The organism is Paenibacillus sp. MER TA 81-3 (assembly GCF_023713585.1).
Classification (GTDB): domain Bacteria; phylum Bacillota; class Bacilli; order Paenibacillales; family Paenibacillaceae; genus Paenibacillus_B; species Paenibacillus_B profundus.
The window spans coordinates 225,594-249,791 of sequence record NZ_JAMAWB010000001.1 but is presented as its reverse complement, the minus strand read 5'-3'; the positions used below and the strand labels follow the sequence as shown (position 1 = coordinate 249,791).

General features: G+C 52.3%; 21 protein-coding genes. 5 read left to right on the top strand and 16 right to left on the bottom strand.

The features are described from left to right. Positions 1-21: 21 nt before the first annotated feature. Together M3650_RS01065 and M3650_RS01060 are read right to left on the bottom strand one after the other, a co-directional pair. Positions 22-1,404, bottom strand: coding sequence for a (Fe-S)-binding protein (locus M3650_RS01065; RefSeq protein WP_251571677.1), 1,383 nt, complete (start codon positions 1,402-1,404; stop codon positions 22-24). Continuing rightward, the gene (locus M3650_RS01060; RefSeq protein WP_251571675.1) at positions 1,401-2,816 is read right to left on the bottom strand and encodes an FAD-binding oxidoreductase; all 1,416 of its coding nucleotides are present in this window, start codon (positions 2,814-2,816) and stop codon (positions 1,401-1,403) included. Before M3650_RS01060 ends, M3650_RS01065 begins: the two co-directional genes overlap by 4 nt. A gap of 172 nt (positions 2,817-2,988) precedes the next feature. Between M3650_RS01060 and M3650_RS01055 the strand changes: the two genes are divergently transcribed. The 4 genes from M3650_RS01055 to M3650_RS01040 all read left to right on the top strand — a co-directional run bounded on the left by M3650_RS01055 (position 2,989) and on the right by M3650_RS01040 (position 7,398). Beyond that, positions 2,989-3,684 (top strand): FadR/GntR family transcriptional regulator, encoded by a 696-nt coding sequence (locus tag M3650_RS01055; RefSeq protein WP_251571673.1) that lies wholly within the window; start codon positions 2,989-2,991, stop codon positions 3,682-3,684. Positions 3,685-3,787: 103 nt separating this feature from the next. Then, entirely contained in the window at positions 3,788-5,029 is a 1,242-nt protein-coding gene (locus M3650_RS01050) for an MFS transporter (protein WP_311295006.1), read from the top strand. A 110-nt stretch (positions 5,030-5,139) separates the two neighbouring features. Further along, positions 5,140-5,475 carry an ArsR/SmtB family transcription factor gene (locus M3650_RS01045; RefSeq protein ID WP_019424946.1) on the top strand — a complete coding sequence of 112 codons (336 nt, stop codon included), beginning with the start codon at positions 5,140-5,142 and terminating at the stop codon, positions 5,473-5,475. A 156-nt stretch (positions 5,476-5,631) separates the two neighbouring features. Then, complete coding sequence (locus M3650_RS01040; protein WP_251571669.1) at positions 5,632-7,398, top strand: SulP family inorganic anion transporter; 1,767 nt, start codon at positions 5,632-5,634, stop codon at positions 7,396-7,398. A 206-nt stretch (positions 7,399-7,604) separates the two neighbouring features. On the opposite strand, the gene M3650_RS01035 is transcribed toward M3650_RS01040, so the two are convergent. From M3650_RS01035 to M3650_RS00970, 14 genes are all read right to left on the bottom strand, one after another. Continuing rightward, entirely contained in the window at positions 7,605-8,801 is a 1,197-nt protein-coding gene (locus M3650_RS01035) for a bis-aminopropyl spermidine synthase family protein (RefSeq protein WP_251571667.1), read from the bottom strand. 540 nt (positions 8,802-9,341) lie between these two features. After that, positions 9,342-9,557 carry a hypothetical protein gene (locus M3650_RS01030; RefSeq protein WP_251571665.1) on the bottom strand — a complete coding sequence of 72 codons (216 nt, stop codon included), beginning with the start codon at positions 9,555-9,557 and terminating at the stop codon, positions 9,342-9,344. 481 nt (positions 9,558-10,038) lie between these two features. Then, a complete protein-coding gene (gene ftsY / locus M3650_RS01025) occupies positions 10,039-11,034 on the bottom strand; it encodes a signal recognition particle-docking protein FtsY (protein WP_251571662.1) in 996 nt (331 codons plus the stop codon). Positions 11,035-11,049: 15 nt separating this feature from the next. Next, a complete protein-coding gene (gene smc / locus M3650_RS01020; RefSeq protein ID WP_251571660.1) occupies positions 11,050-14,622 on the bottom strand; it encodes a chromosome segregation protein SMC in 3,573 nt (1,190 codons plus the stop codon). Between the two features lie 212 nt (positions 14,623-14,834). Continuing rightward, positions 14,835-15,533: a ribonuclease III gene (gene rnc, locus M3650_RS01015; protein WP_019424940.1), complete on the bottom strand. Its 699-nt coding sequence runs from the start codon at positions 15,531-15,533 to the stop codon at positions 14,835-14,837. 12 nt (positions 15,534-15,545) lie between these two features. Beyond that, on the bottom strand, positions 15,546-16,784 hold the full coding sequence (gene fabF / locus M3650_RS01010) for a beta-ketoacyl-ACP synthase II (RefSeq protein ID WP_251571658.1): 1,239 nt from the start codon (positions 16,782-16,784) through the stop codon (positions 15,546-15,548). Positions 16,785-16,910: 126 nt separating this feature from the next. After that, a complete protein-coding gene (gene acpP, locus M3650_RS01005; RefSeq protein ID WP_019424938.1) occupies positions 16,911-17,147 on the bottom strand; it encodes an acyl carrier protein in 237 nt (78 codons plus the stop codon). Positions 17,148-17,255: 108 nt separating this feature from the next. Next, the gene (gene fabG, locus M3650_RS01000) at positions 17,256-18,002 is read right to left on the bottom strand and encodes a 3-oxoacyl-[acyl-carrier-protein] reductase (protein ID WP_233695421.1); all 747 of its coding nucleotides are present in this window, start codon (positions 18,000-18,002) and stop codon (positions 17,256-17,258) included. Between the two features lie 89 nt (positions 18,003-18,091). Further along, complete coding sequence (gene fabD, locus M3650_RS00995) at positions 18,092-19,018, bottom strand: ACP S-malonyltransferase (RefSeq protein ID WP_251571655.1); 927 nt, start codon at positions 19,016-19,018, stop codon at positions 18,092-18,094. Between the two features lie 15 nt (positions 19,019-19,033). Next, positions 19,034-20,020 carry a beta-ketoacyl-ACP synthase III gene (locus M3650_RS00990; RefSeq protein ID WP_019424935.1) on the bottom strand — a complete coding sequence of 329 codons (987 nt, stop codon included), beginning with the start codon at positions 20,018-20,020 and terminating at the stop codon, positions 19,034-19,036. 10 nt (positions 20,021-20,030) lie between these two features. Further along, on the bottom strand, positions 20,031-21,029 hold the full coding sequence (gene plsX / locus M3650_RS00985) for a phosphate acyltransferase PlsX (protein WP_019424934.1): 999 nt from the start codon (positions 21,027-21,029) through the stop codon (positions 20,031-20,033). Next, positions 21,013-21,633, bottom strand: coding sequence for a transcription factor FapR (gene fapR / locus M3650_RS00980; RefSeq protein ID WP_019424933.1), 621 nt, complete (start codon positions 21,631-21,633; stop codon positions 21,013-21,015). Before fapR ends, plsX begins: the two co-directional genes overlap by 17 nt. A 239-nt stretch (positions 21,634-21,872) precedes the next feature. Then, positions 21,873-22,046 (bottom strand): 50S ribosomal protein L32, encoded by a 174-nt coding sequence (gene rpmF, locus M3650_RS00975; RefSeq protein ID WP_019424932.1) that lies wholly within the window; start codon positions 22,044-22,046, stop codon positions 21,873-21,875. 46 nt (positions 22,047-22,092) lie between these two features. Continuing rightward, entirely contained in the window at positions 22,093-22,608 is a 516-nt protein-coding gene (locus tag M3650_RS00970; protein WP_251571653.1) for a YceD family protein, read from the bottom strand. Between the two features lie 221 nt (positions 22,609-22,829). On the opposite strand from M3650_RS00970, the gene M3650_RS00965 reads away from it, so the two are divergent. Beyond that, positions 22,830-24,125, top strand: coding sequence for a nucleotidyltransferase (locus M3650_RS00965; protein WP_251571651.1), 1,296 nt, complete (start codon positions 22,830-22,832; stop codon positions 24,123-24,125). The last annotated feature ends 73 nt before the right edge of the window (positions 24,126-24,198 follow it).

Below are 24,198 nucleotides of genomic sequence, written 5' to 3'. Positions count from 1 at the left end.
TATTATAGTTTTTCTAAAATATTATTTCAATATCTTTTCCGCAAAATAATCGACTACATGCATGACCTGGATACGGTCGTTCGCTTTTTCCCGCTCTACGCCGACCTTCATCTGCAGCAGACAGCCCGGATTGCTCGTTAAAATAATCGAAGCCTTCGTGTCCCGCACCGCTTCCATTCTTGAATCTACAATATCGTTCGCCATTTGCGGCTGCACCAGGTTATAGATACCCGCCGATCCGCAGCACACTTCGCCCCCTTCCAGCTCTACGAAGTTCGTGTCAGGGATGAGACGCAGCAATTGGCGCGGCCCCTCGCCAGCCCTCATCACGTTGCGCAGGTGGCACGAATCTTGGTATGTCACCGTTACGGTGTCGTCACGTGTTGTTTCCGGTTGTGCTGCTGTTTTCGATTGTGCTGCTGCCTCCGGCAGTTGATTCCAGCGCTGCGAACGCAGCAGCAGTTCGCTGATGTCTTTCACTTGAACGGCAAACTCTCGGGCAGGCCCCACCCACTCCGCTTCATCCGCAAGCAAATGATCATACTCGACAAGCATGGCCCCGCAGCCTCCGGCGTTGGAAGCAATGTAGTCCACCTTCGCATCCCCGAACACCTTTACATTTTGCTTGGCAAACTCTCGGGCCGTGTCCCGGTCGCCGCTATGAGAGAACAGCGCGCCACAGCAGGACTGCTCCTCCGGGATGACGACATCATAACCGGATTCAGTCAACAGACGGACGGTATTCACATTTGTTTCCGTAAAAAGAACGTCCATAATGCACCCGCGAAATAGTCCTACCGTCCCGATTCGCTCACCTTTGGCTTCAAAACGATGACCGCCGACCCGCTTTACGACACCGCGGCTGTCCGCATGCGGCATAATCCGCTCCATCGTCTGCATATGCGCCGGCAGCCAACGCAGCAGCTTCCCTTTATTGGCAAGACGCTGCAGGCCGGAGCGTTGATAAGCTTGCAGTATCGTGCTCATCAGCCGCAGACGGCGATGACGCTTAAATATCGGCTTCGCAAACTTATGAAGGCCGCGCAGCGGAATCGCCCCGGCAGGTTCAGCATGCTCGAATAGAGCATCCTTCGTCTGCTCTAGCAATTGGCCGTATTTCACATCGGAAGGGCATACCGGTTCGCATGCGCGGCACCCCAAGCATAGATCCATTTGCTGCTTGAACGCTTCGTCCGGCTCCATCAGTCCATCCGCCACCGCCTTCATCAGAGCGATACGACCGCGTGGAGAAGCCGCTTCGAGACCCGTCTGATGAAATGTCGGACAAGCAGGCTGGCAAAACCCGCAGCGCATGCAGTTCATCAACTGCTCATAATCAAGCGTATTAACCAGTTGCTGCTTCAAGGCTCCTTTTCGTTGATCGTCTTGCTCTCTGCTGTTCATCGGGTAATCACCAGCCTTTTGCGTGCTGATTTGGCGAATATTTTGCCTGGATTCATAATGCCGTTCGGATCGAATGCCTGCTTGATGCCTTTCATCAAGGCGATGCCAGCCTCACCGACCTTCCACTCCAAATAAGGCGCTTTAACCGTGCCGACGCCATGCTCTCCGGTTATCGTTCCTCCAAGCCTGATGGCTTCTTCGAAAATATCGGCAAACGCTTGCTCGACCCGATGAATTTCTTCGGTATTTCTCGCATCCGTTGTGCAGGTCGGGTGCAAATTCCCGTCCCCCGCGTGGCCGAACGTGCAAATGTTCAACTCATACTGCGCCGCAATCCGGTTAATGGCCAACACCATGTCTGCGATACGGGAACGAGGCACGGTCGCATCCTCCAAAATCGTCGTCGGTCGAATGCGCGCCAATGTCGACAGCGCGCTGCGTCTTGCCTTCATCAGCTGCTCCGCTTCGCGTTCATCCCGAGCCGTTTCAATACGGGCTGCCCCTTCCTCCCCGCAGATCGATACGATGGCGTCCATGTCCTTCTGAACGCTGGCGCTCTCCTGTCCGTCCTGCTCAATGAGCAGCACCGCTTGCATATCTATCGGGAGGCCGATATGATTGTACTCCTCCACGACGCGGATCGTCGGCTGATCCATAAATTCGAGCGTCGCCGGAATGATACCCGCTCCCACAATGCGCGAGACGGAACGCGCAGCTGCATATATATCTTGAAAAGCAACCAGCATCGTCTGTCTCACCCGCGGCGCAGGAATGAGCTTCACCGTTGCTTCCGTAATAATAGCGAGCGTTCCTTCCGAGCCGACAAGCAGCTTCGTCAAATCATAGCCGGCAACGTCCTTATACAGCTTGCCGCCCGTTGTGATGACCTCACCGGAAGGCAGGACGGCCTCCAGTCCGATAACGTAATCCTTCGTCGTGCCGTATTTCAAGCCGCGGAGTCCTCCTGCTCCTTCCATAATGTTGCCGCCCAATGTCGAAATGACCATACTGCTCGGGTCCGGCGGATAGAACAACCCCCTTTTCTCCACTTCGCGATGGAATTGCTTCGTGTTCAGTCCAGGTTGGACGGTAGCTGTCAAATTATCCGTATCTAGCTCAAGCAGCTTGTTCATTCGGGTCATTGCCACGACAATTCCACCTGATACGGGTACAGTACCGCCGCATAAGTTACTGGCTGCTCCCCGCGGGACAATCGGAATACGATGCTTATTCGCTAATCGAAGAATATCCTGAACTTCACTCGTCGAATCGGGATAAACTACCGCGTCCGGCAGCGACTGGAGCATCGGTGTCGCATCGTACGAATGCGTGACGAGCGCCTCCTTATCATCGCGGTAACGCTCTGGCCCAAGTAGCTGCAGCAGATCTTGCCGCACTTCGTTCACTATCATCGAATTTCCCCTCCTGTTGTTTCTGTTCATAAATTTGTTAAACTGTTCAGGTGATCTGATGACTTTTGGCATATTATAACTTATGATAGAAGAGGATGTATACTACCATTTTAAAATATTTTTTCATAATGTATAGATAAGTCCGATATTTCATATCAGGAGGCCGTCATTGATGAACGGAATTCAATATAAAAAGGGAGCGGAGCTCGTAACGGATCATCTGCTCGACCAATTAAAAAACGGAAGCTACTCGCCCGGAGATCGTCTTCCTTCCGTCGAAGCGCTCTCCAAGCAGTACCAAGTCGGGCGTTCAACGATACGCGAAGCGCTCAGCGCGCTGAAAGCGATGGGCTGGATCGACATTCGTCATGGCGGCGGCACGTTCGTGCGCGAACAGCCGCAAGCACCGTCCGACCTGCTTCAAGGCTGGCTATCTGAGATCAACTCATTGAAATCGCTAATCGAGGTGCGGAAAATGATCGAGGTCGGTTCTGCGGGACTAGCCGCTAAACGGCGGACGGATGGGGACTTGGCTGCGTTGGCAGATTGCCTTCAACAGATGGAGGCGAATCTGGAGGACGAAGCGGCGAGCCAGCAGGCCGATCTAATGTTCCACGTGCATTTAGCGCAAGCGAGTCATAATGAAATATTAATTCCGATGCTGCAGCTGTTTCACCAGCAGTGCGCCCGGCATATGGGCAACACCCGGCGGATGTGGCTCTTCGGCGAACGTTCCTCCACGCTGCAGCTATTGCAGGAACACAGACTTATCTATGAAGCTATACTGCACCAGAATGAAGCGCTCGCTTCCCGGCGCATGTTGGAGCATTTGAACAAAGTAGAATTATTATTAGAAAAAAATGATTAGCACTTAGCCTATTGCATGGTATAATGTGAAAATATTACTATGAGTGCGCGTTCAACAAGGTCACTTTTCGGCTTTTTGAACAACAGCTACGATGCAATGAGGTGTGTATTGTTTGAATCGTTCATTTTACTCGTTATTGTCGAGCCGCTCGTTTGCTAACCTTGCGGGATCCTTGTATATGATGACATTGATTGCCGCTGTCTACCAACTTACAGGATCGGCCGCCTTTGCCGGAGCGGTCTCATTCGTTCGTTCCTTGGCCATACTGTCCAGCAGCTTCTCACTGCCGTTCTGGTATCGGAAGATGACGGTTGCCTATGTCACCCGTTTATTCCTGTTTCTTCAGTGTGCGGCGTCTGCACTCATCGCCTTCTCGTTGACACCGCTCTCTTCTGCTTTGCCGGCATCCGCATTTCTCGGTTATGCGTTCTGCGGCATCGTGCTGATCGGTTATGTGGAGGGCTGCGCATCCGCGTCGGCTAATGCGCTTTATCCCCGTTTGGTGGAAGAGGACAAGCGTGTGCAAGCGAACAGTCTCGTATCGACCAGCATGCAGATGCTGTCGCTGCTCGGCTGGACGATGGGAGGCATCCTCGTCGCGCAGCTCGGTCATTCGCTCGTGCTGCAGCTGTCCTCGGGACTCCTGCTTCTAGGCTGTCTCTTTATTGTTCGCCTGACTCATGACCAGCATGACACGCCAAAAGAGAAAGGCTCCCGCTCCATGCTGGCAGGCTGGACTTTTCTATTTACCCATCCCCGGCTGCGCATCATTACATGGATGGATATCATAGAAGGCATTGCAGGCGGCATCTGGATTGGAGGCGTCACGTTAGTATTCGCCCAGGAAGTGCTGCTGAAGGATGAAGCTTGGTGGGGCTATATTAATGCCGCTTACTATGCAGGCACCATTATCGGCGGATTGATTACGCTCAAGCTGTCCGCTCTCATTCATCGCCATCTGGTTGGCACGATCATTGTCGGCTCATTTGGAGTGAGCCTGTTCGCCTACGGTTATGCGTTCAATACGCAAGCATTTATCGCCTTGGCCATTGTGCTGCTGATGGGCCCTTTTTATCAACTACGCGATATCGCCCAGCGGACCTATGTCCAACAGTACACGCCACTAGCTGAGCAGCCGAACGTGTTTGCGGCGCAAAGCACGATATCATACGTTCTATTCGGCGTGTCAGTGCTGTTTGCCGGAACCGTGTCAGATATGTGGGGACCGCAATCCGTTTATATTGTGGGAGGAACGATGTATTTACTCTCTGCTTTTACCGGATTCATTTTAAGGAAGAAGCACACAGCGGCGTTGACTCAAGATACTGGTTCGTTCTCATCCTGAGGGAATCGCACGGAATCGGCATGGCGCGTTTTGCCCATCTTTTCCCCTGAACGTCCGTTTTGTGGTACACTAATCTATATTCCATTCTTCAATGAATAAGGGAGAACACCATGTATCCGGACATCCAACAGTTCAAAGCTGAATTTTTCAAAGCGTTGGCACACCCTTTGAGAATAAAAATATTGGAGGTTCTGTGCGACGGCGATAAAACCGTGAACGAAATCCAGTCGCTCCTCGGCATCGAGGGTTCGGCCGTCTCACAGCAATTGGCCGTCCTACGCGGCAAGAACGTCGTGTTCGGCGTCAAGGACGGAACTTCGGTCATTTATTCTCTGCGCGATCCGATGATCAAGGATCTTCTCCAGGTGGCGAAGCGCATTTTCGACAATCACCTTGTCAACGCCATCTCCATGTTGGAGAACATCAAGAAGCAGGAATCTTCATAAAAGAGAGGGATTCGGGTAACGGACTCGAGTTTCCTCTCTTTTCCCTTTATAAGCACTCTACACGTCACGACAACCGCTTTGACAGAATGGTCAGATGAATATATGATCCTTTATATATTCAAATAATCAGATATTCAGAAATGGTGGGAAAAGTGCATGAAACCGTTGTTGCGCGGCCGTTATGCCGGGTATAACGCGCAAGCTTTGAAGAAAGATATCATATCCGGAAGTATCGTAGGTATCGTCGCCATTCCATTAGGGATGGCGTTTGCCATTGCATCGGGTGTCAAGCCGGAGTACGGGCTCTATACGACAATTGTCGCCGGCTTGCTCATTTCGCTGTTCGGCGGATCCCGATTCCAAATCGGAGGTCCGACCGGAGCATTCATACCCATATTGTTCGCTATCGTCCTACAGTACGGGTATGATAATCTGCTCATTGCCGGCTTCATGGCCGGAGTCATGCTCGTACTCATGGGGCTGTTCCGATTGGGAGCCGTCATCCGCTTCATTCCCCGTCCGGTGACGATCGGGTTTACGGCCGGCATAGCGGTCATCATCTTTACGGGGCAGATTGCCGACTTTCTAGGCCTGCACGTGGAGAAGCAAGACGGCTTTATCTCCGACATGCGTGAGCTTGTAGTGCACTTGCCGGCATTGAATCTTTACAGCGTGCTGACAGCATTTCTCTGTCTTGCCGTTCTTCTGCTCACGCCTAAATGGCTGCCCAAAATTCCTGGCTCGTTAGTCGGCCTGCTCGTCTCCAGTCTGGCTGCAGCGTGGATCTTCCCTGGCCAAGTGGCCACAATCGGCTCCACATTCGGTGCCATTCCGAGCGGACTGCCCGAATTCCGGCTGCCAGCAATCAGCTGGGACCGTATCGTCCAGCTGATTCAACCAGCCTTCGTCATTGCGATGCTCGGCGGCATTGAATCGCTGTTGTCCGCTGTCGTCGCCGACGGCATGACGGGAGACCGGCACCAGAGCAACCGGGAACTCGTAGGGCAAGGCATCGCCAACATGGTAACCCCGTTGTTCGGAGGAATTCCGGCTACCGGAGCCATCGCCAGAACCGCAACCAACATTCGGAACGGGGCGGTCTCTCCCGTCTCCGGTGTCGTTCACGCTATCGTGGTACTGCTTGTGCTGCTCTTTTTCGCGCCATATGCTTCCAATATTCCTTTAGCCGCCATGGCGCCCATACTGATGGTTGTTGCTTGGAACATGAGCGAACGCAAAACATTTCTGCACATTTTGAAGACACGGACCGCCGATTCTCTTATTCTGTCCGTTACTTTTTTGCTAACTGTGTTCGCCAATTTGACCGTGGCCGTTCAAGCAGGCCTCGTGTTGGCGGTTGTCCTATTTGTAAAACGGATGAGCGAAGGCGTCAAGGTAGCCAAGGTGCTGCCCGATCCGGCAGACCGGAAAGCGAAGGTGTCCTCCCGCATCGTAAAGGACGGGCGCCATTGCCCGCAAATCAGCATGTTTACTGTAGAGGGTCCGCTGTTTTTCGGAGCCGCACATTCATTCGAACAGTCGCTGAAGGACCAATTCGGGGAGATGCCGCTCGTGTTGATTCTTCGCTTGGGACGCGTACCATATATGGATACGACGGCAGAGTCGAATTTGTCTGCTCTCGTAAGCCGAGTCCAGCGCCAAGGAGGAACGGTGCTCGTTACGGGCATCCATGAGCAGCCGCGGAATGTGATGAACAAGACGGGACTCGCAGCCCGTATCGAAGCAGAGCACTTCTTCGAACGGACGGGTGCCGCCATTGACTTCGCCTTGACCCGCATTAGCGCAGCCCGTTGCCAAGGCTGCAGGCACTTCGCGTTCCGGGAATGCGATGCGCTGTCCGCTGTGTGTGCGGTGCCCGAACCGAAGCTTGCTGCTCCAAAGACAGACACCGTCCAAGCTTGAATCGAATAAGTTACAGGTCTGTTTCGCCTATGCAGGTGGGCAGACCTTTTTTTGTACAATAAATGCAGGCCTGGTCTTCCGATTGGAAGCCAGGCCTGTATATGTGAAGCATGAGACACATTAAGGAGAACTCAGCAACATTTCACCATTTGAGCAGCTTAATTACTTATTCCCACAGCGGCTCAGTGGCTCAGTGGCTCAATTGTTCAACGCAGGTTCGCCTTCTCGTCCGACTTTGACGCCTGTTTTCTCTCGATAAGCTCGAATGTGGAGCTGCCACAGTTGGAGCAGCCCCGCCGTTTCAACTGTTCAATCGTGTCGAAATCCCCGTCCTGGCCGACCAACACAGCTTCCCCGCACTGCCTGCAGCGGTATATGCGCTGCGTGCGGTTCACTTCGCCGGTATAAAGCGCCCCTTCATAACGATCTGTATGCCCTGGAGTCGTATGCTCCGTCGTCTTCAGCACGATCATTTGCCCGCGGTTGCCAATCATTTGCGCCCCCTCATAATCATTAAAATGTGGGGTAATCTCTTTCATCATCATGCCCATACGCACAAGCTCCTGCTGCATGGCCAACGTAAATCCAGGTGATTTGTGAGCGAACGACAAAAACACTGGCAAGCCTTTTCTCCGCTTGAGCGCGCTAATGCCTCTGGACAAAAACAGGCTCATCCCCTGCATCGTATACGGCGGATCCGTGAAGAAGCAATCGAAGCGGCCATGCAGTTCTTCCTGCAAAGGCTGCCGCAAATCAGCATGGTGGCATGAAATGGGCAGGTCTTCCCGCTTGGCAATGTCACGTATATATTGCAAAAACCGCTCATCTACATCGACGACGTGGATCGCCGTCTTCGGACTGCTTCTGCCCGGGAACAGCCGCTTCAACAGAAAGCCAAGCGCCACGCTGACCAGATCGTCATCGCCGACACACAGCACCTGCTTGCCGATGAGCGAATGCTCCCGCAAACAGAGCACGGCCCGCTTCAGACTCGTCTCCAACGTGCACTTAGATTGGTCAATCTGGACATTTGCTTGCGGTCGCGCTTGGAACAGATCGTTCCAATCCATCAAAAGCTCGGCGAGTTCAGATTTCCATGCCATTCCGTCCGCCATCAACTTGTGGTACAGTTCTTTATCGAGACCGAAATATCCCCATTCCTGTTCCACATAATCATTTCCTGCAAATGTGCAATGCACGCCCCGATCCTGCTTGAGCGCCCCCGCCTTGATAAGCTCCTTCTTAATTGCGGTCGCCACTGGAACGGGAAGCATCGTCTTCCGCGCCATCTCCTTCGTCGAAATACCGGGTCGTAAATAGCACTCGATCAACAATTGTTCAATAACGCGCGGCCCTTCTTCCAGACGCACATTTGCGCTTGCCATTTCGATCACATTTTTCATTCGTATCACTCTTTCTTCATAATGTAGATTGCTCTGGGGCGTCCACTCTGAGGAACGCCTACTAAGTCAGCACAAAAAGGGCAGAAAATGAACGTTAACGTCCATCTTCTGCCCTGTTAGGGGATCGACTGTTTACCGCTGTAAGCCGGAGCGGCAGGAAACAAATCTGCGCATATCCGGCACACGATAATTCCGAGCAAAAACGGTGCAGATATCCCTGTCTAGAAACGCATCGCATCATTTCTGCAAGATGAATAGAGCATGTATAAATACAGCACATATACTTGCTTATTCATAAAAAAAACCGTGCTTAAGAGCACGGCTGATCACAGTCGGTTGAATTCAAAAGGATGGCCATTGTTCTTAACGAATTGGAGCAATTCCGTTCACGCATGACAAATAAACCACCTTAAAGGCGATAATTTTGCCATATTGAAGAAATACACTCTATCCAATTTGATTAGTTAAGAACAACTACCGACATCAAGAACTCCCCTATTGTTAAAGTTAATGCCATTATACATAGAATAAATCTGAACATCAAGCTTGATTGACAAGGCGTCGACTCTTCATAATGAACGAACGTTCCGATGGTGCAGTGGCACGTTCAGGCTGAAGCTGATTCGCTTTTTTCCGCCCCTTTGCTTCATTCTCCCCTTCCATCAGAAAATCGATATCAAAGCCTTTGAAGCCTTCATCGGTGAGCGACCGCGTATAGAGGTGGATTTTATAGCCATAAGGAATGTTGGATTTCATTTTAGCTTTAGCACTATACAGAACTTAAACTTTCCATATTGGTCAGGAAAGCACGCCCAAGGACGACACAGAACGCTGTCAGGTTTTAACTGCCATCGTAAGCCGTCACTTTGTAGCTTTGTATCTATAGGAAAAACGGAATATAGCTTTATCCTCAATAATATCCTTCCTGACTGTATGGGAGAATGGGCAAAGGGCCATTGCACAGGAGCCTTATCCCCTGCTCTTTATCCAAGAAATAAATAACACTTCCGTTCATACTCCAATCCTGCAAATGTTCCTCGTATGCACGGTAAGGGTTGCGGCTGATCTGAATGAAGGGGAGAGTGAGTCAAAGGCCCGAACGGGCATACCATCTCAGTAAGAGGGTAGCTACACGATGGAGGAAGATATTTTTATTTTACACCGCGAATTGTTACAAAATATAAAAAGGCGCCCCTCTAAGGGACGCCTCGTAAATGCCGGCTGCCTCGTCAACAGCTTATTCGGCATCCTTCTGCTCTTGTTCTTGAATGAGTCCAGCAAACAAAGCATGAACGAATTGCTCGGAATCGAATTCCTGTAAATCTTCCATCTTCTCTCCGAGACCGACGAACTTCACCGGCATATTCAACTCCTGACGAATCGCGATAACGATGCCGCCTTTTGCCGTGCCATCCAGCTTCGTCAGCACCAACCCAGTGACACCGCTCTTCTCGCCGAACAGCTTCGCTTGGCTGAGCGCGTTCTGACCTGTCGTTGCATCAAGCACCATCAGCACCTCATGCGGGGCATCTGGAACTTCACGCTGAATGACACGGAAGATCTTGTTCAGCTCTTCCATCAAATTCGACTTATTTTGCAAACGCCCGGCCGTATCACACAGCAGAACATCTACACCGCGCTGCTTCGCCGCCTGCACGGCATCAAACATAACAGCCGCTGGATCAGAACCCGCCTGCTGCTTAATGACATCTACGCCGACGCGTTGTCCCCATACTTCCAACTGCTCAATGGCACCCGCACGGAACGTATCCCCCGCGGCAAGCAGGACAGATTTCCCCTGCTGCTTGAACCGATGGGCAAGCTTGCCGATCGTTGTTGTCTTACCGACGCCGTTGACACCGACGAACAATATGACTGTCATGCCGTCCGAATTCATGTTTAGTTTATTAGACTCGTCGCCACGCAGCAACCCCACCAGCTTCTCTGACAGGACTGGCTGCAGTTCAGCCGCTTCTTCAATCTTTCGCTTCTTCACTTCGTCTCGCAGCTCGTCGATCAAGTTCATCACGGTCGTTACGCCGACGTCAGCACCGATAAGTATTTCTTCCAATTCTTCGTAGAACGCTTCGTCAATCTTTTTGCGACGGGTAATCAGCTCGGCTACCTTTTCCACAAAGCCTTTACGCGACTTCTCCAAGCCTTCTTTGAAAATATTCGTTACGGATTCGGTCTTTGCCGCAATGTTTTCCTTCAGCTTTTTAAAAAAACTCATGCGCTCCTCCGCTCCTTATGCAATAATTGCTTCATCATCTTCCAGTCTGACGGATACGAGTTTCGATACGCCGCCTTCCTCCATCGTAACGCCGTATAACACGTCCGCTTCCTCCATCGTGCCTTTGCGGTGCGTGACGACGATAAACTGCGTCTGCTCGGAAAATTCCCGCAAATATTGTGCGAAACGGGTCACATTCGCTTCATCCAGCGCCGCTTCTACCTCGTCCAACACACAGAACGGCACTGGCTTGACGTGCAGAATGGCGAACAAGAGCGCCATGGCTGTAAGGGCTCGTTCCCCTCCCGACAGCAACTGTAGATTCTGCAGCTTCTTGCCAGGCGGCTGCGCGACAATGTCGATGCCCGTCTCCAATATGTTCTCGGGTTCAATCAAGACGAGATCTGCCCGACCGCCGCCGAACAGCTTCGAAAATACGACGACGAATTGCTTGCGTATCTCGTCAAAGGTTGCTTTGAACCGCTTCGACATCTCTTCGTCCATTTCGCGAATGACCTCATATAGTGTCGTCTTCGCTTCGATCAGATCATCCTTCTGCTTGCTCAAATATTGATAGCGTTCGTTCACGCGTTCGAACTCTTCAATCGCGCCCAGGTTGACCTCGCCAAGAGCGGAAATTTGCCGTTTCAAGTCGCGGACCTCTTGCTGCGCCGCTTCAATGTTGTCCGGCACTGCATAGCGATGCTTCGCCAGTTCGAAGCTGATTTCATACTCATCGCTCAGCTTGCGCAACAGATTATCGAGTTCGACATCCAGACGGTTCGCTTGAATCTCCGTCTGGCGCATTGCCTCTTCCACTTGCTTTAATTCCGTACGCTGCTCTTTCGTATCGCTTTCCGCAAGTTCAAGCCGCTGGACGGATTGGGCACGATCAGCACGCTTGAATTCGATCTGCTTCCCAGTTTCCTGCTTTTTAACCCCGAAGTGGTTCAGATCCTCGGTCTGCTTCATCGTTTCGCGCTCGACCGTTTCCAGATCGATTTGAACTTGAATGAGCCCTTGCGTCAGCTGCGTATATTCTTGCTCATACGCAGTCGCTTCCTGCTCTGCGCGCTTTAATTGCTCTTGTAAGGAGAACATTTCTTGGTCCAGCTTCCCTTGCCGGACCTTCATGTCTGTCAGCTGCGTCTGCAGTTCTTCCTTCACGGACTCATTCGCCTTGCGCGCTGATTCCGCAGATTCAATGGAGACGTGCAGACGATCCTCATCGATCTTCAGCTCAGCGAGGCGTATTTCCGCCGTCCGGCGTCCCGCATCCAACGTAGCCATCTCTTCCGTTGCGTGTGCAAGCTCTTGGCCTTCCATTTCAAGCGTCTCCGCCAGCTGACGCTCTTCCTTCTCCAGTTGAGCCAGATCGCTTGCCAGCTGCTGTTCGCTTAGACGTTTGCTCTCGCCCTGCTCCCGAAGGTCATCGAGACGTTTGACTCCGCTTGTCGTGCGCTGCTTCAATTCTGTAATGGACTCGGTCAGCTTGACGAGCTGCTTATCCGTCTCTGTAATCTCGGCATCCAGCTGTTCAATCTGGCGCTTCCTTCCGAGTAGATTGGCGCTCTTCTTGTTCAAGCTGCCGCCTGTCATCGAGCCGCCCGCATTCACCACGTCCCCTTCGCGGGTGACGACGCGGTAACGGTACTGCAGCTTCGCGGCGATGCGGTTCGCATCCTCAAGCGTCTCCGCAATGACGACGTTGCCCAGCAGGCTGCCTACAATGTTGGCATAGGCCTTGTCCGTCTTGACCAAGTCCGCCGCTACACCAATCATGCCATCCAATCCGTCTACGATACGGCGATCCGTATCGTGAATCGAACGGCTGCGGATGACGTCAAGCGGCAGGAACGTAGCTCGCCCCAGTTGACGCTGCTTCAAAAACGTAATCGCAGTGCGGGACACCACTTCGTTCTCCATGACGATGTGCTGCAATGCCGCACCGAGCGCTGTCTCGATCGCCGTCTCCAGCTCTTCCGGAACGCGAATGAGCTCTGCCACAGCCCCATGAACGCCCTGCAGTCCATTCGGGCGGCGTGCCGCCTTCAGCACCTCGCGCACTCCGAGCATAAAGCCGTCAAAGTCATTCTGCAGTTCCTTCATCGTATCGCGACGGGAAACTAAGGCGTCGGCTTTCTGCTGCCACTTCCGCGCAGCCAGCTGCGTCTCCTCAAGCAGCACTTCATCCTTCTTCAACTGCTCGCTTTCCTGCAGATAACGATTGCGGATATATGCCAAATCATCCGCCAGCGTCTCACTTCGACGCTTCGTATCGTCCATACGCTTGCATAGATCCTTCTGTTCCTGCTCGCGCTTGTTCCGCCCCTGCTTCATCTTATCGAGACGTTTCTGCAGCGATTCCTTCTGCTGATCGTAATAACGAATATCGTTGCGCTGCTGCGCCATTTGATTCATAATTTCAAGCAGCTCGCCCTTTAAGCTTTCTTCCGCGTCTGAGCTCGTCCCGCCCACGACACCGACCAGCTTCGCTTCTTCCGCATGAATATGGCGCCGGATCTCGGCAAGCTCCGTCTCTACCGCGGTCAGCTTCTCCCGCACGGCATGCACTTCCAACTGCTTGGCACGCATCCGTTCGGACGTCGTCGAGAGCGTCGACTTCATCTGCTGCTCATTGGCCGTCAGATTGCGCTTGCGTTCACGCAGCACTTCCCCTTGACCTTCACATTTCTCGTACTCCTCACTATAGTGAAGCAAGGTTGTCTGCAAACGTTCGAGCTCTTCTTCCAGCTTACGCAGCTCCACGCGGTGCACTTCCAGCTTCGCGTCATGCTCGCTCACCACCGTCGAGAGCGCCAGCTCCCGTTCCTTCAGCACAGCCAGCTTGTCGTTCGCTTGCTGCCAAGACAGATGCAGCTGCTCGATTTGATGGACGTAGACGGCAATTTCTTTTGTCTTCAACCATTCCCGCAACTGCTTATAATGACGCGCTTTCTCGGATTGCTCCTTCAACGGCCCGATCTGATCCTCAAGCTCAACGACCAGATCGTGAATACGAAGCAAGTTTTGCTCCGTTTCATCCAGCTTCTTCTTCGCATCCCGTTTGCGGGATTTATATTTCACGATACCGGAAGCTTCTTCAAAAATGCCGCGGCGGTCCTCCGAGCGTGTGCTCAAAATTTCTTCTATCCGCCCCTGTCCGATAATGGAATACGCTTCTTTCCCTATCCCCGTATCCATGAACAGTTCCGTTATATCTTTCAATCGGCACGCCTGTTTGTTGATAAAATATTCACTATCTCCACTGCGATGAACACGTCGGGTAACCGTAACTTCATTAAAATCGAGCGGCAGTGCCTGATCGCTGTTATCCAGCGTCAATGACACTTCCCCTACGTTTACCGCTTTACGCGCATCGCTGCCCGCAAAGATGATGTCCTCCATCTTTCCGCCCCGGAGGGATTTGGCGCTCTGCTCGCCCAGCACCCAACGGATGGCGTCAGAGATGTTGCTCTTTCCGCTGCCATTCGGACCAACGACACCGGTAATTCCCTGAACGAACTCCAATTCCGTCCGATCCGCGAACGATTTAAAGCCCGCCAGTTCTAACCGTTTTAAGAACATCGTTCTTCAATCACCTCAACGTTTATTGTACCATATCGCTATTCCGGTTCGACGCTCTCTTTTGCTATCGGTCTTGTTGCTTAACGTAACTTCGGACAAAGAAAGAGCAAAAACCAGCCTGTACACGGAATGCCTTCCGCTTCGTCCCGCGCGCTGTTCTTTGCTCTTTCTGCGAAACCGGCCGACGACGAAGCGCCGGCCTTTACAGTACGTTATAATTTCGGAATGATTAAGTGCTCAAGTGCCTGCGCCGCCGCCTGTTGTTCGGCTTCTTTCTTTGAACGGCCAATACCGCGACCCAGACATTCTTCTCCCATGACAACTTCGGATACGAACTCCCGCTCATGTGCCGGCCCACGTTCCTCCACGATACGATACTCAAGCGCGCCTAAATTGTGATGCTGCGTCAACTCCTGCAGCTGCGTCTTATAATCATTTGTCTGCAGCTTGCCGTCGAGCGTGATCTGAGGGAAGATATGGCGGCGCAAAAACTCTCGAGCCGCCTCTAACCCTTGATCCAAATATAGCGCACCGATAAACGACTCAAAGACATCGGCCAACAACGCAGGACGTGTTCGCCCGCCAGTCAGTTCTTCTCCCTTGCCAAGCAGCACATACTTGCCAAAGTGCAATTGATTGGCAAATTTGACGAGAGAAGGCTCACACACGATGGAGGCCCGCATCTTTGTCAATTCTCCTTCGGGCCGTGTCGGACATTGATGAAACAAAAATTCTGACACCGTCAGCTCCAACACAGCATCGCCCAAAAATTCAAGGCGTTCATTGTCTTGGTGCTGACCGAAGCGATGTTCGTTTACATAGGAAGCATGGGTAAACGCCTGTTTTAACAGCTGCCTGTTACGAAAATGAATGTTCAGTTTCTGCTGTAACTGCTTCAATTCTACACTCAACAGTCTGACTCCTTATGCTTCGAATTTCTTCAAGAGAATCGTAGCGTTGTGTCCTCCGAATCCGAATGAGTTCGACATGGCTACCTGCACATCCGCTTGACGCGGCACATTCGGCACGTAATCCAGGTCGCATTCAGGATCTTGATTCTCCAAGTTAATCGTTGGCGGAATGATACCATGCGTCAGTGCTAAGCTGCAAATGACCGCTTCCACACCGCCGGCTGCGCCAAGCAAATGTCCTGTCATCGATTTCGTCGAACTTACCGCTACCTTATAAGCATGTTCTCCTAATGCGCTTTTAATCGCCGTCGTTTCCGATTTGTCTCCAACCGGCGTGGACGTGCCGTGCGCATTAATATAATCAATTTGTTCCGGCTTCATTTCCGCATCGCGAATGGCGCGTGTCATACACAGCGCTGCCCCTGTCGGATCCGGCTCAGTCATATGATGTGCGTCAGCACCCATGCCGTAGCCTGCCATTTCCGCATAAATACGCGCACCGCGCTGCAACGCATGCTCCAGCGATTCGAGAATGAGAACGCCGGCGCCTTCACCCATTATGAACCCGTCTCGATCGACATCGAAAGGACGGCTCGCGCGTTCAGGCTCGTCATTGCGCGTAGACATCGCCCGCATGGAACAGAATCCAGCCATCCCGATTGGACGAATCGTTGCTTCTGCGCCGCCGCAAATCATAACGTCAGCGTCGCCGCGCTGAATAATCTTGTAAGCGTCGCCGATGGAATGCGTCCCTGTCGCACAAGCGGACACTGCCGCCGTGTTCGGTCCGCGCGCGCCCACTTTCATGGACACCTGGCCAGAAGCCATGTTCGCGATCATCATCGGAATGAAGAAAGGACTGACGCGTTTTACGCCTTTTTCCATCAAAATCGTATGCTGCTCTTCCCAAGTTCCCAGACCGCCAATACCTGAGCCGACAATAACGCCGACACGATCCGGATCAGTCTGTTCCTTCACATTCAGCTTTGCATCCTCCAAAGCGTTCTTGCTGGCCGCGACGGCAAATTGGACAAAACGGTCCATTCGGCGCGCTTCCTTCTTCTCCATGTACGCTTCTGGATTAAAGTCTTTCACGGATGCGGCAATTTGCGTCGGATAATCTGTCACATCAAATGCCTCGACTCGGGATACACCTGACTTGCCTTCCAGCAAGTTGTTCCAAAATGTTTCAAGGTCCGAACCGAGAGCGGTTACGACGCCCATGCCGGTCACCACAACCCTGTGCTTCAAAATGAAATCACCTCTATTATATACAGTTCCGTGCTTCTATTTATTGTACGCGCCTGCGACGCATTAACATACATAATCTAATAATGAGGAGAAGTCCCGCTAATGAAGAACGGGACTCTTACAAGCTTACTTATGAGATTGTATGTAATTCACTACTTCTCCAACTGAAGTAATTTTCTCTGCGTCTTCATCAGAGATTTCCATATCAAACTCATCTTCTAATTCCATCACCAATTCCACAACATCGAGGGAATCAGCGCCAAGATCATCCTTAAAAGATGCTTCAAGCGTTACTTCCGCTTCATCTACGCCAAGGCGCTCAATGATGATGCGTTTTACACGCTCCAACACTTCTGCTGACATCCGGTTCACCTCCTCTTTGGTATTATACGAGAAATCGTTTTAAATTGCCATATTAAAACGGCTAACAAAAAAATGCTTAAAGTCCATGTTTTCATAGACTGGAAAGCCCTACATGTACATGCCTCCATCGACATGAATTGTCTGTCCGGTCATATATTCAGCATCCTCCGAAGCAAGGAAGCGCACCGTCTTGGCGATATGCTCCGGCTGACCTAGGCGGGCGAGCGGAATTTGCGCAAGCAACTGCTGTCTATACTCCTCGGGCAGTGCGTCTGTCATATCGGTTTCAATGAAACCGGGAGCGACACAATTGACCGTAATGCCGCGGGAAGCGAGTTCACGCGCGGATGCCTTCGTCAGGCCGATGACGCCAGCTTTCGCCGCAACATAGTTCGCTTGTCCTGGATTGCCGATTACGCCTACAACGGAAGAAATATTAATGATGCGTCCCGAGCGCTGTTTCATCATCGGGCGAGTGACCGATTTAATGCAATTGAACACGCCTTTTAGGTTCGTTTCAATGACTTGGTCGAACTCTTCTTCTTTCATACGCATAATTAAATTATCTCTTGTAATGCCGGCATTATTCACCAGAATATCAATTCGTCCCATCTGTTCCAAGGTCGTCTTGACAAGCTGCTCAGCTTCTTCCGCTTTGCCTACGTTCGCTTTGACGGTTAGCGCCTTGCGCCCTAGCGCTTCAATGGCCGCTGCCGTATCGTTAGCCGCAGCTTCGCTTCCGGCATAATTCACGACGACGTCTGCCCCGGCTTCCGCCAGACTGAGTGCGATAGCACGTCCGATACCGCGCGAAGCTCCTGTTACGAGAGCAACTTTGCCTTCCAAGCTGGACATCGATATTTCCCTCCCTTGACAGGTTCCGGGCGCACGCCGCAGCGGGCTGCGCCCGATTGTTGTTTTTGCTAGCTACAAAGCTTTATCAACTAAGATTCGTACGCTTCGATAGCTTCCAGGCTGTTAATCGAAATAACGCGTACGGATCTGTCAATTTTTTTCACAAGTCCTGCCAAAACCGTACCCGCACCGATTTCAACAAACGTATCGACACCCTGTTCGATCATGTAACGGACGCTATCCTCCCACAGTACAGGTGAGAATACCTGCTCGACAAGCAATTGCCGAATGCGTTCTCCTTGCTGCTCAGGACGGGCGGACACATTGGCGACAACAGGGATGTGAGCGTCCTGCATAGTCACATCACGCAGTGCCTCCCCCAGACGTCCTGCTGCGGGCTTCATCAACGTCGAATGGAATGGGCCGCTCACTTCGAGCGGAATGACGCGTTTGGCGCCCGCTTCTTTCCCTCGCTCCACCAGCGCTTGAACTCCGGCATTCGAACCGGATACGACGATTTGCCCCGGACAGTTGACATTTGCCATCTCGACAGGCGCAGTATCGGCAGTAATGTCATCACAGAGCGCACCTAATCGCTCGCGCTCGGCACCAAGCACGGCTGCCATTGCTCCCTGTCCGCTCGGTACAGCCTGTTCCATGAATTGACCACGCTGGCGCACGATAGCAACGGCATCCTCATACCGGAGCACGCCGGCAATGACGAGTGCGCTATATTCTCCCAGACTGTGCCCTGCCACGTAATCCGGTTGAATCCCTTTAGCTGCGAACGCCTTGTATAGCGCGTAGCTTGTCGTCAAAAGAGCTGGCTGCGTATTGGCCGTCTGCTTCAAATCGCTATCTGGGCCGTTGAACACCATCTCGCTAAGCGGGAAGCCAAGCACACGTTCAGCCGTGTCGAACGCCGCGCGAGAAGCCGGTACAGCGTCATATACATCCTTGCCCATGCCGACAGCTTGCGATCCTTGTCCTGGAAAGATGAATGCCATTTTCCCCATGTTGTCCACTCCTTCTTACCACTCTATAACCGAAGCGCTCCAAGTCAAGCCGCCGCCGAAGCCGACAAGAAGAATCGTGTCTCCCTCGCGGACTCGTCCTTCCTCGACCGCCTCTGCCAGCGCGAGCGGAATCGATGCTGCCGATGTGTTGGCATAACGCGGCAAATTAATCATGCACTTCTCTTCCGGCAAGTTCAAGCGCTCAAGCGCAGCATGGATAATGCGCGTATTCGCCTGATGCGGGACGAGAAGATCGATATCTTCTTTGGTCTTGCCAGCCTTGGCAAGCGCCTCTTCCGCCGCGCTTCCCATAATGCGCACGGCAAACTTGAATACTTCACGACCGTTCATGTAAATATAATGGCGCTTGTTCTGAACCGTTTCACTTGAAGCCGGCATGCGCGATCCGCCTGCTTCCAGCTTCAGCAGCTCGCCACCGCCACCATCCGCGCCAAGCACGAACGACTTGAACCCGCGTCCTTCCGGGACAGGCCCTAATACAGCGGCACCCGCACCGTCGCCGAACAGGATGCACGTATTGCGATCCGTGTAATCCGTAATCCGGGACAAGCATTCCGCACCGATGACTAGCGCATACTTGTATATGCCCATCGCGATAAAGTTGCTCGCATTAGCCAGTCCATATACGAAGCCCGAGCAAGCCGCGGACAAATCAAAGGCAGCGGCACGCTTGGCACCAAGGCGCTCCTGAACAAGGCAGGCCGTCGAGGGGAACGTCGTATCCGGTGTTACGGTAGTCACCACAATCAAATCTAACTGTTCAGCTGTAATACCGGCTGCTTTAAGCGCTTGTTCGGCAGCATGAAATGCCAAATCCGACGTCGCTTCATGCTCCGCGGCAATGCGCCGCTCTTTAATTCCCGTACGGGACACGATCCATTCATCACTCGTCTCGACCATCTTCTCCATATCACTGTTGGTCAACACGCGTTCGGGTACATATTTCCCAGTACCGATAATGCCAACCGAACGCAAACTCATTACGCATCACTCACTTTCCAGTATTGCTTCCTCCGACTCCCATGGAAATCGTTTGGATTAATTCATTCTGCAGCGCCATCCGCGCTTGGCGAATAGCATTTTCAATCGCGCGCGAATCCGAAGAACCGTGCGCCTTAATGACCAAGCCATTCAATCCGAGCAGCGGAGCTCCTCCGTGCTCTTTGTAATCCATAATCTTGCGCAGACGCTTCAAGCCCGGCATCAGGATAGCCGCTGCAAGCTTCGTGTACCAAGAACGGGTAAATTCCTGCTTCAGCACACTGAACAACGAACCTGCCGTGCCTTCCAGCGATTTCAGCATGACGTTGCCGACAAATCCGTCACAAACGAGCACGTCACAGTTGCTCTCCAGCACATCCCTGGCCTCGACGTTGCCGACAAAGTGAATCGGCAATTCAGCAAGCTGCGGGTAGACGAGCTTCGTTAGTTCATTTCCCTTCATCGCTTCCGTTCCGACGTTAAGCAGCCCGACACGCGGGTTCACAATGCCGTGCGCCTTCTCCCGGTAAATGCTGCCCATAAGCGCGTATTGCGCGAGATGCTCCGGCTTCGCATCCATGTTGGCCCCTAAATCCAGCGCAAGCACCCCGCGGCCGTCCATCGTCGGAATCATCGGCGCCAAGGCAGGCCGTTCCACACCGTTCATACGCCCGACGACTAAGAGGCCAGTCGTCATTAAGGCACCCGTATTGCCGGCAGAAATCATGCAGTCGGCCTCGCCTTCGCGCACCATTCGACCAGCAACGACCATGGAGGCTTCCTTCTTGCGCCTTACCGCCTTCACAGGCTCGTCATCTGCATTAATCGTATCCGCAGCGTGCACGATGCGGACATTGGACAGCTGGGTTGCCATCAACGGCGACAGCTTCCCTTCGTCCCCGACCAGCAGCAATTCAATGTCGGGCCACTCTTTCGCCGCCGCGAGGGCGCCTTCCACATTGCACTTCGGTGCATGGTCTCCGCCCATGGCATCAATGGCGATTCTCATGCTCGTCTCCTCCTTCGCTACCGTTTATCGCACTGGCTGAGCGGTAAATGATAAAATGACCTTGGAATATCATTTCTTCTCCGACATAGCTGAATACTTCGACCTTCGCTTTGCTTCGACTTCCTGAGATGGAACGCACGTAAGCTTTGGCAATGCACTTTTCCCCCAGCTTAACCGAACGGACAAATCGAATGTCTGCCGAAGCCGTAAGCGCAATCTCGTCATTAATGACAGCGACCGCAAGCGAATTGGCTTGCGCAAACAGATGATGTCCGCGGGCGATATGCGTTCTTGAGAACACGTGCTCTTCCCGAATTTCGAAGATGGAAATTCCGCTCCGATCCAACTGCAGGTCCACAATGTCGCCGATGACTTCGTGCAGCGGCAAGGATCGAACTTGATCGTAAGAACGTTCAGCCATCAACTTCAATCGTTCTCTCAGTTCAGGAATCCCCAATTCCATTCGATCCAGACGAATGGTTTGGATGCTCACCTTCAGCATGCGGGTTAATTCTTGATCTGTTACGAACGGGTTCTCTTCAATGATTTTGACCAACTGCTGTTGGCGTTTTCGTTTAGGTAAACGTTCGATGTCCCGCACCACCTTTGTTTCTTGCACCCTAATCTCGGTTCCGGTTAGCTTTCGCCACATGAAATCCGTTATGTATATCGTAAATCATTTTTCATGATTTGAACAATCTCTTTGAAACAAAGTTTAGAACCTGGTACTAAATGTAGTATATATAAAAACGCCGTTAAAAGAAAGGACCAGTTTTTGAAATAAAAAAAAAAGTAGCACCTCACTTGTGATGAAGCACTACCTTTTCCCGTATGGATATACGATTACTGTTTGATAATCTCTCTTGCTTTGTATGTTCCGCACACTTTGCATACATGGTGCGCCAATTTCAATTCACCGCACTGTTCGCACTTTACCATGCCAGGTACGGACAACTTGAAGTGCGTACGGCGCTTGTCACGACGTGTTTTGGACGTTCTTCTTTGAGGTACTGCCATGTTTACACCTCCTTACCCAAGTTACATGCACTTCTACTGTCAGCTGCTATTTCTTAAAGAAATCTTGTAACCCCGCGAGTCTCGGGTCGATACGCTCATTGCGACAATCGCACGATTGCTCGTTGCGGTTCGTGCCGCATGTCGGGCACAGCCCCTTGCACGTCTCGACACACAACGGTGCGTACGGCAAATTGATCACGAGCGCCTCTTCCACATAAGGCTGTAAGTCGATAAGGTCTGCTGTCACCGAAATGACATCGTCCTCCTCGCCTTCCGCAGGAAGATCAGTAGAGTCCGTCAGCTTAAATTGCTCATCAAACGGAATGACATAGGTTTCGGTAAATGTCGATAAGCAACGAGAACATACGAGTTCCAGTGTAGCGGTCAGTTGACCATGTACACCAACTCTTCCGTCGCCTTCCGCTTTCACCATCAAGTCGACATCAACCGGCTTAGAAATGGAAACGTCATTGCGATTCCGCGCAATGTCATCAGCGACAAACGTCGATTGAACATGCGTTTCCTGTCCTTTTACGGCAACATCTCGGAACTGAAATTCCATATATCATCACTCCAAACAAACAAAATTAATTATAGCGATTAACGTCATGCTTTGTCAACCAAATTCGTTTGACAGTTTCTTAGGGACAGGTAAGCTCCGTTTCTATTGAAATTCGCTAATCCGTGGTATGATTTGATTGATATTGCGAACGGATTGCCGTGAAACACATCCCATTGAGATACCATATTACCGCATTCTGCGCCTGAAAGGAAGTGACGTGAATGAGAACGGTCGGAATTGTTGTGGAATACAACCCAATGCACAATGGTCATCTATATCATCTCCAACAATCCAAAAAATGTGCGGGCGCTGATGCAGTGGTCGCCGTCATGAGCGGTCATTTTCTGCAGCGCGGCGAACCGGCGCTGGCTGACAAATGGGCGCGCACGGAGATGGCGCTTGCCAACGGCGTCGATCTCGTACTGGAGCTGCCTGTCTCCTATTCCGTTCAACCCGCGGAGTGGTTCGCCTATGGCTCGGTGGCGACGCTGCAGGCGACCGGGGTCATAGACGCGCTCTGCTTCGGCAGCGAGCAAGGCGACTTGCGCCCAATCGAACAAGCGGTCGCCGCGCTTGTGAAGGAGCCAATAGGCTTTGCCCGCCGCTTGCGGGAGGAACTGAAGTCGGGACGCAGCTACCCCGCTGCATACGCCTGCGCCGCAGGACGCGCGCTGATAGACGGCGCCACGGAAGACTCGAAGAAGGGCGCACCTCTGCATTCCGCGGAAACCGAAACCGGCACCGATATGGACTGGATCGCGCAGCCCAACAATTCGCTCGGTCTGCACTACATGCTCGCTTTACGCCGGCTTCAGAGCGACATCGAACCCTTCACGATCGGGAGACAGCAAGCCGGATACCACGATGCGAACGTATCCGATCACCCGATTGCGAGCGCTACAGCACTTCGACGCCTGTGGGCAGAGACGGGAAGTGTGCAAGCATGCGCCCCTTATATTCCGCAGCCAACGCTGCAAATATTGGAGCGGGACACGGCAGACGGCAGAGCTCCCATGGGGTGGGATCGTTTTGTGCGCGAGCTTCTATATCGGCTCCATATGCTGTCACCCGAAGCGCTGGCTCAGCATCTCGAGGTGACGGAAGGGTTGGAGCACCGTATCAAGCATGCGCTGCAGCACTTGAGGGAGCCGAGCGTCGAGTCGCTGCTGAATGAATTGAAGACGAAGCGGTATACACATACAAAATTACAACGTACGCTAACCCATATTTTGCTTCATCACGACAAGTTTCACTTTGGACCGGATGCCATTGCTCAAGGCCCTTCTTACATCCGGGTACTTGGCTTTAGCGCTCAAGGCCAGATGCTGCTGAAGCGTATGAAAAAGAGAGCCGAGCTCCCCGTCGTCTTGAGCGTCAACCGGGAGAATGCCGGCCTCGGTGGGGTCTCCGGCTTACCAGCCGACACGCGCGCAACCGCCGTATACGCGAACGCCTTCGCCCCCTGGAATACGCGTGCCGCCTTTCGGGACTACTATGAGGCACCGCGCAGGATCTAACTGTGCGTAAGACAGGCGGTAGGCTTCTATGCCAACCGCCTGTCTTCTTAACCTACCTATTACTCCGAACTGT

What these genes read in the sequence shown, in the direction of transcription:
- M3650_RS01055 (WP_251571673.1), top strand. Translation starts at nt 2,989, where the DNA reads ATGAACGGAATTCAATATAAAAAGGGAGCGGAGCTCGTAACGGATCAT.
- ftsY (WP_251571662.1), bottom strand. Translation starts at nt 11,034, where the DNA reads ATGAGTTTTTTTAAAAAGCTGAAGGAAAACATTGCGGCAAAGACCGAA.
- M3650_RS01045 (WP_019424946.1), top strand. Translation starts at nt 5,140, where the DNA reads ATGTATCCGGACATCCAACAGTTCAAAGCTGAATTTTTCAAAGCGTTG.
- M3650_RS01035 (WP_251571667.1), bottom strand. Translation starts at nt 8,801, where the DNA reads ATGAAAAATGTGATCGAAATGGCAAGCGCAAATGTGCGTCTGGAAGAA.
- acpP (WP_019424938.1), bottom strand. Translation starts at nt 17,147, where the DNA reads ATGTCAGCAGAAGTGTTGGAGCGTGTAAAACGCATCATCATTGAGCGC.
- M3650_RS01060 (WP_251571675.1), bottom strand. Translation starts at nt 2,816, where the DNA reads ATGATAGTGAACGAAGTGCGGCAAGATCTGCTGCAGCTACTTGGGCCA.
- fabG (WP_233695421.1), bottom strand. Translation starts at nt 18,002, where the DNA reads ATGTCCAGCTTGGAAGGCAAAGTTGCTCTCGTAACAGGAGCTTCGCGC.
- smc (WP_251571660.1), bottom strand. Translation starts at nt 14,622, where the DNA reads ATGTTCTTAAAACGGTTAGAACTGGCGGGCTTTAAATCGTTCGCGGAT.
- M3650_RS00965 (WP_251571651.1), top strand. Translation starts at nt 22,830, where the DNA reads ATGAGAACGGTCGGAATTGTTGTGGAATACAACCCAATGCACAATGGT.
- rpmF (WP_019424932.1), bottom strand. Translation starts at nt 22,046, where the DNA reads ATGGCAGTACCTCAAAGAAGAACGTCCAAAACACGTCGTGACAAGCGC.
- fabD (WP_251571655.1), bottom strand. Translation starts at nt 19,018, where the DNA reads ATGGGGAAAATGGCATTCATCTTTCCAGGACAAGGATCGCAAGCTGTC.
- M3650_RS01040 (WP_251571669.1), top strand. Translation starts at nt 5,632, where the DNA reads ATGAAACCGTTGTTGCGCGGCCGTTATGCCGGGTATAACGCGCAAGCT.
- M3650_RS01065 (WP_251571677.1), bottom strand. Translation starts at nt 1,404, where the DNA reads ATGAACAGCAGAGAGCAAGACGATCAACGAAAAGGAGCCTTGAAGCAG.
- M3650_RS01030 (WP_251571665.1), bottom strand. Translation starts at nt 9,557, where the DNA reads ATGAAATCCAACATTCCTTATGGCTATAAAATCCACCTCTATACGCGG.
- M3650_RS00970 (WP_251571653.1), bottom strand. Translation starts at nt 22,608, where the DNA reads ATGGAATTTCAGTTCCGAGATGTTGCCGTAAAAGGACAGGAAACGCAT.
- plsX (WP_019424934.1), bottom strand. Translation starts at nt 21,029, where the DNA reads ATGAGAATCGCCATTGATGCCATGGGCGGAGACCATGCACCGAAGTGC.
- M3650_RS00990 (WP_019424935.1), bottom strand. Translation starts at nt 20,020, where the DNA reads ATGAGTTTGCGTTCGGTTGGCATTATCGGTACTGGGAAATATGTACCC.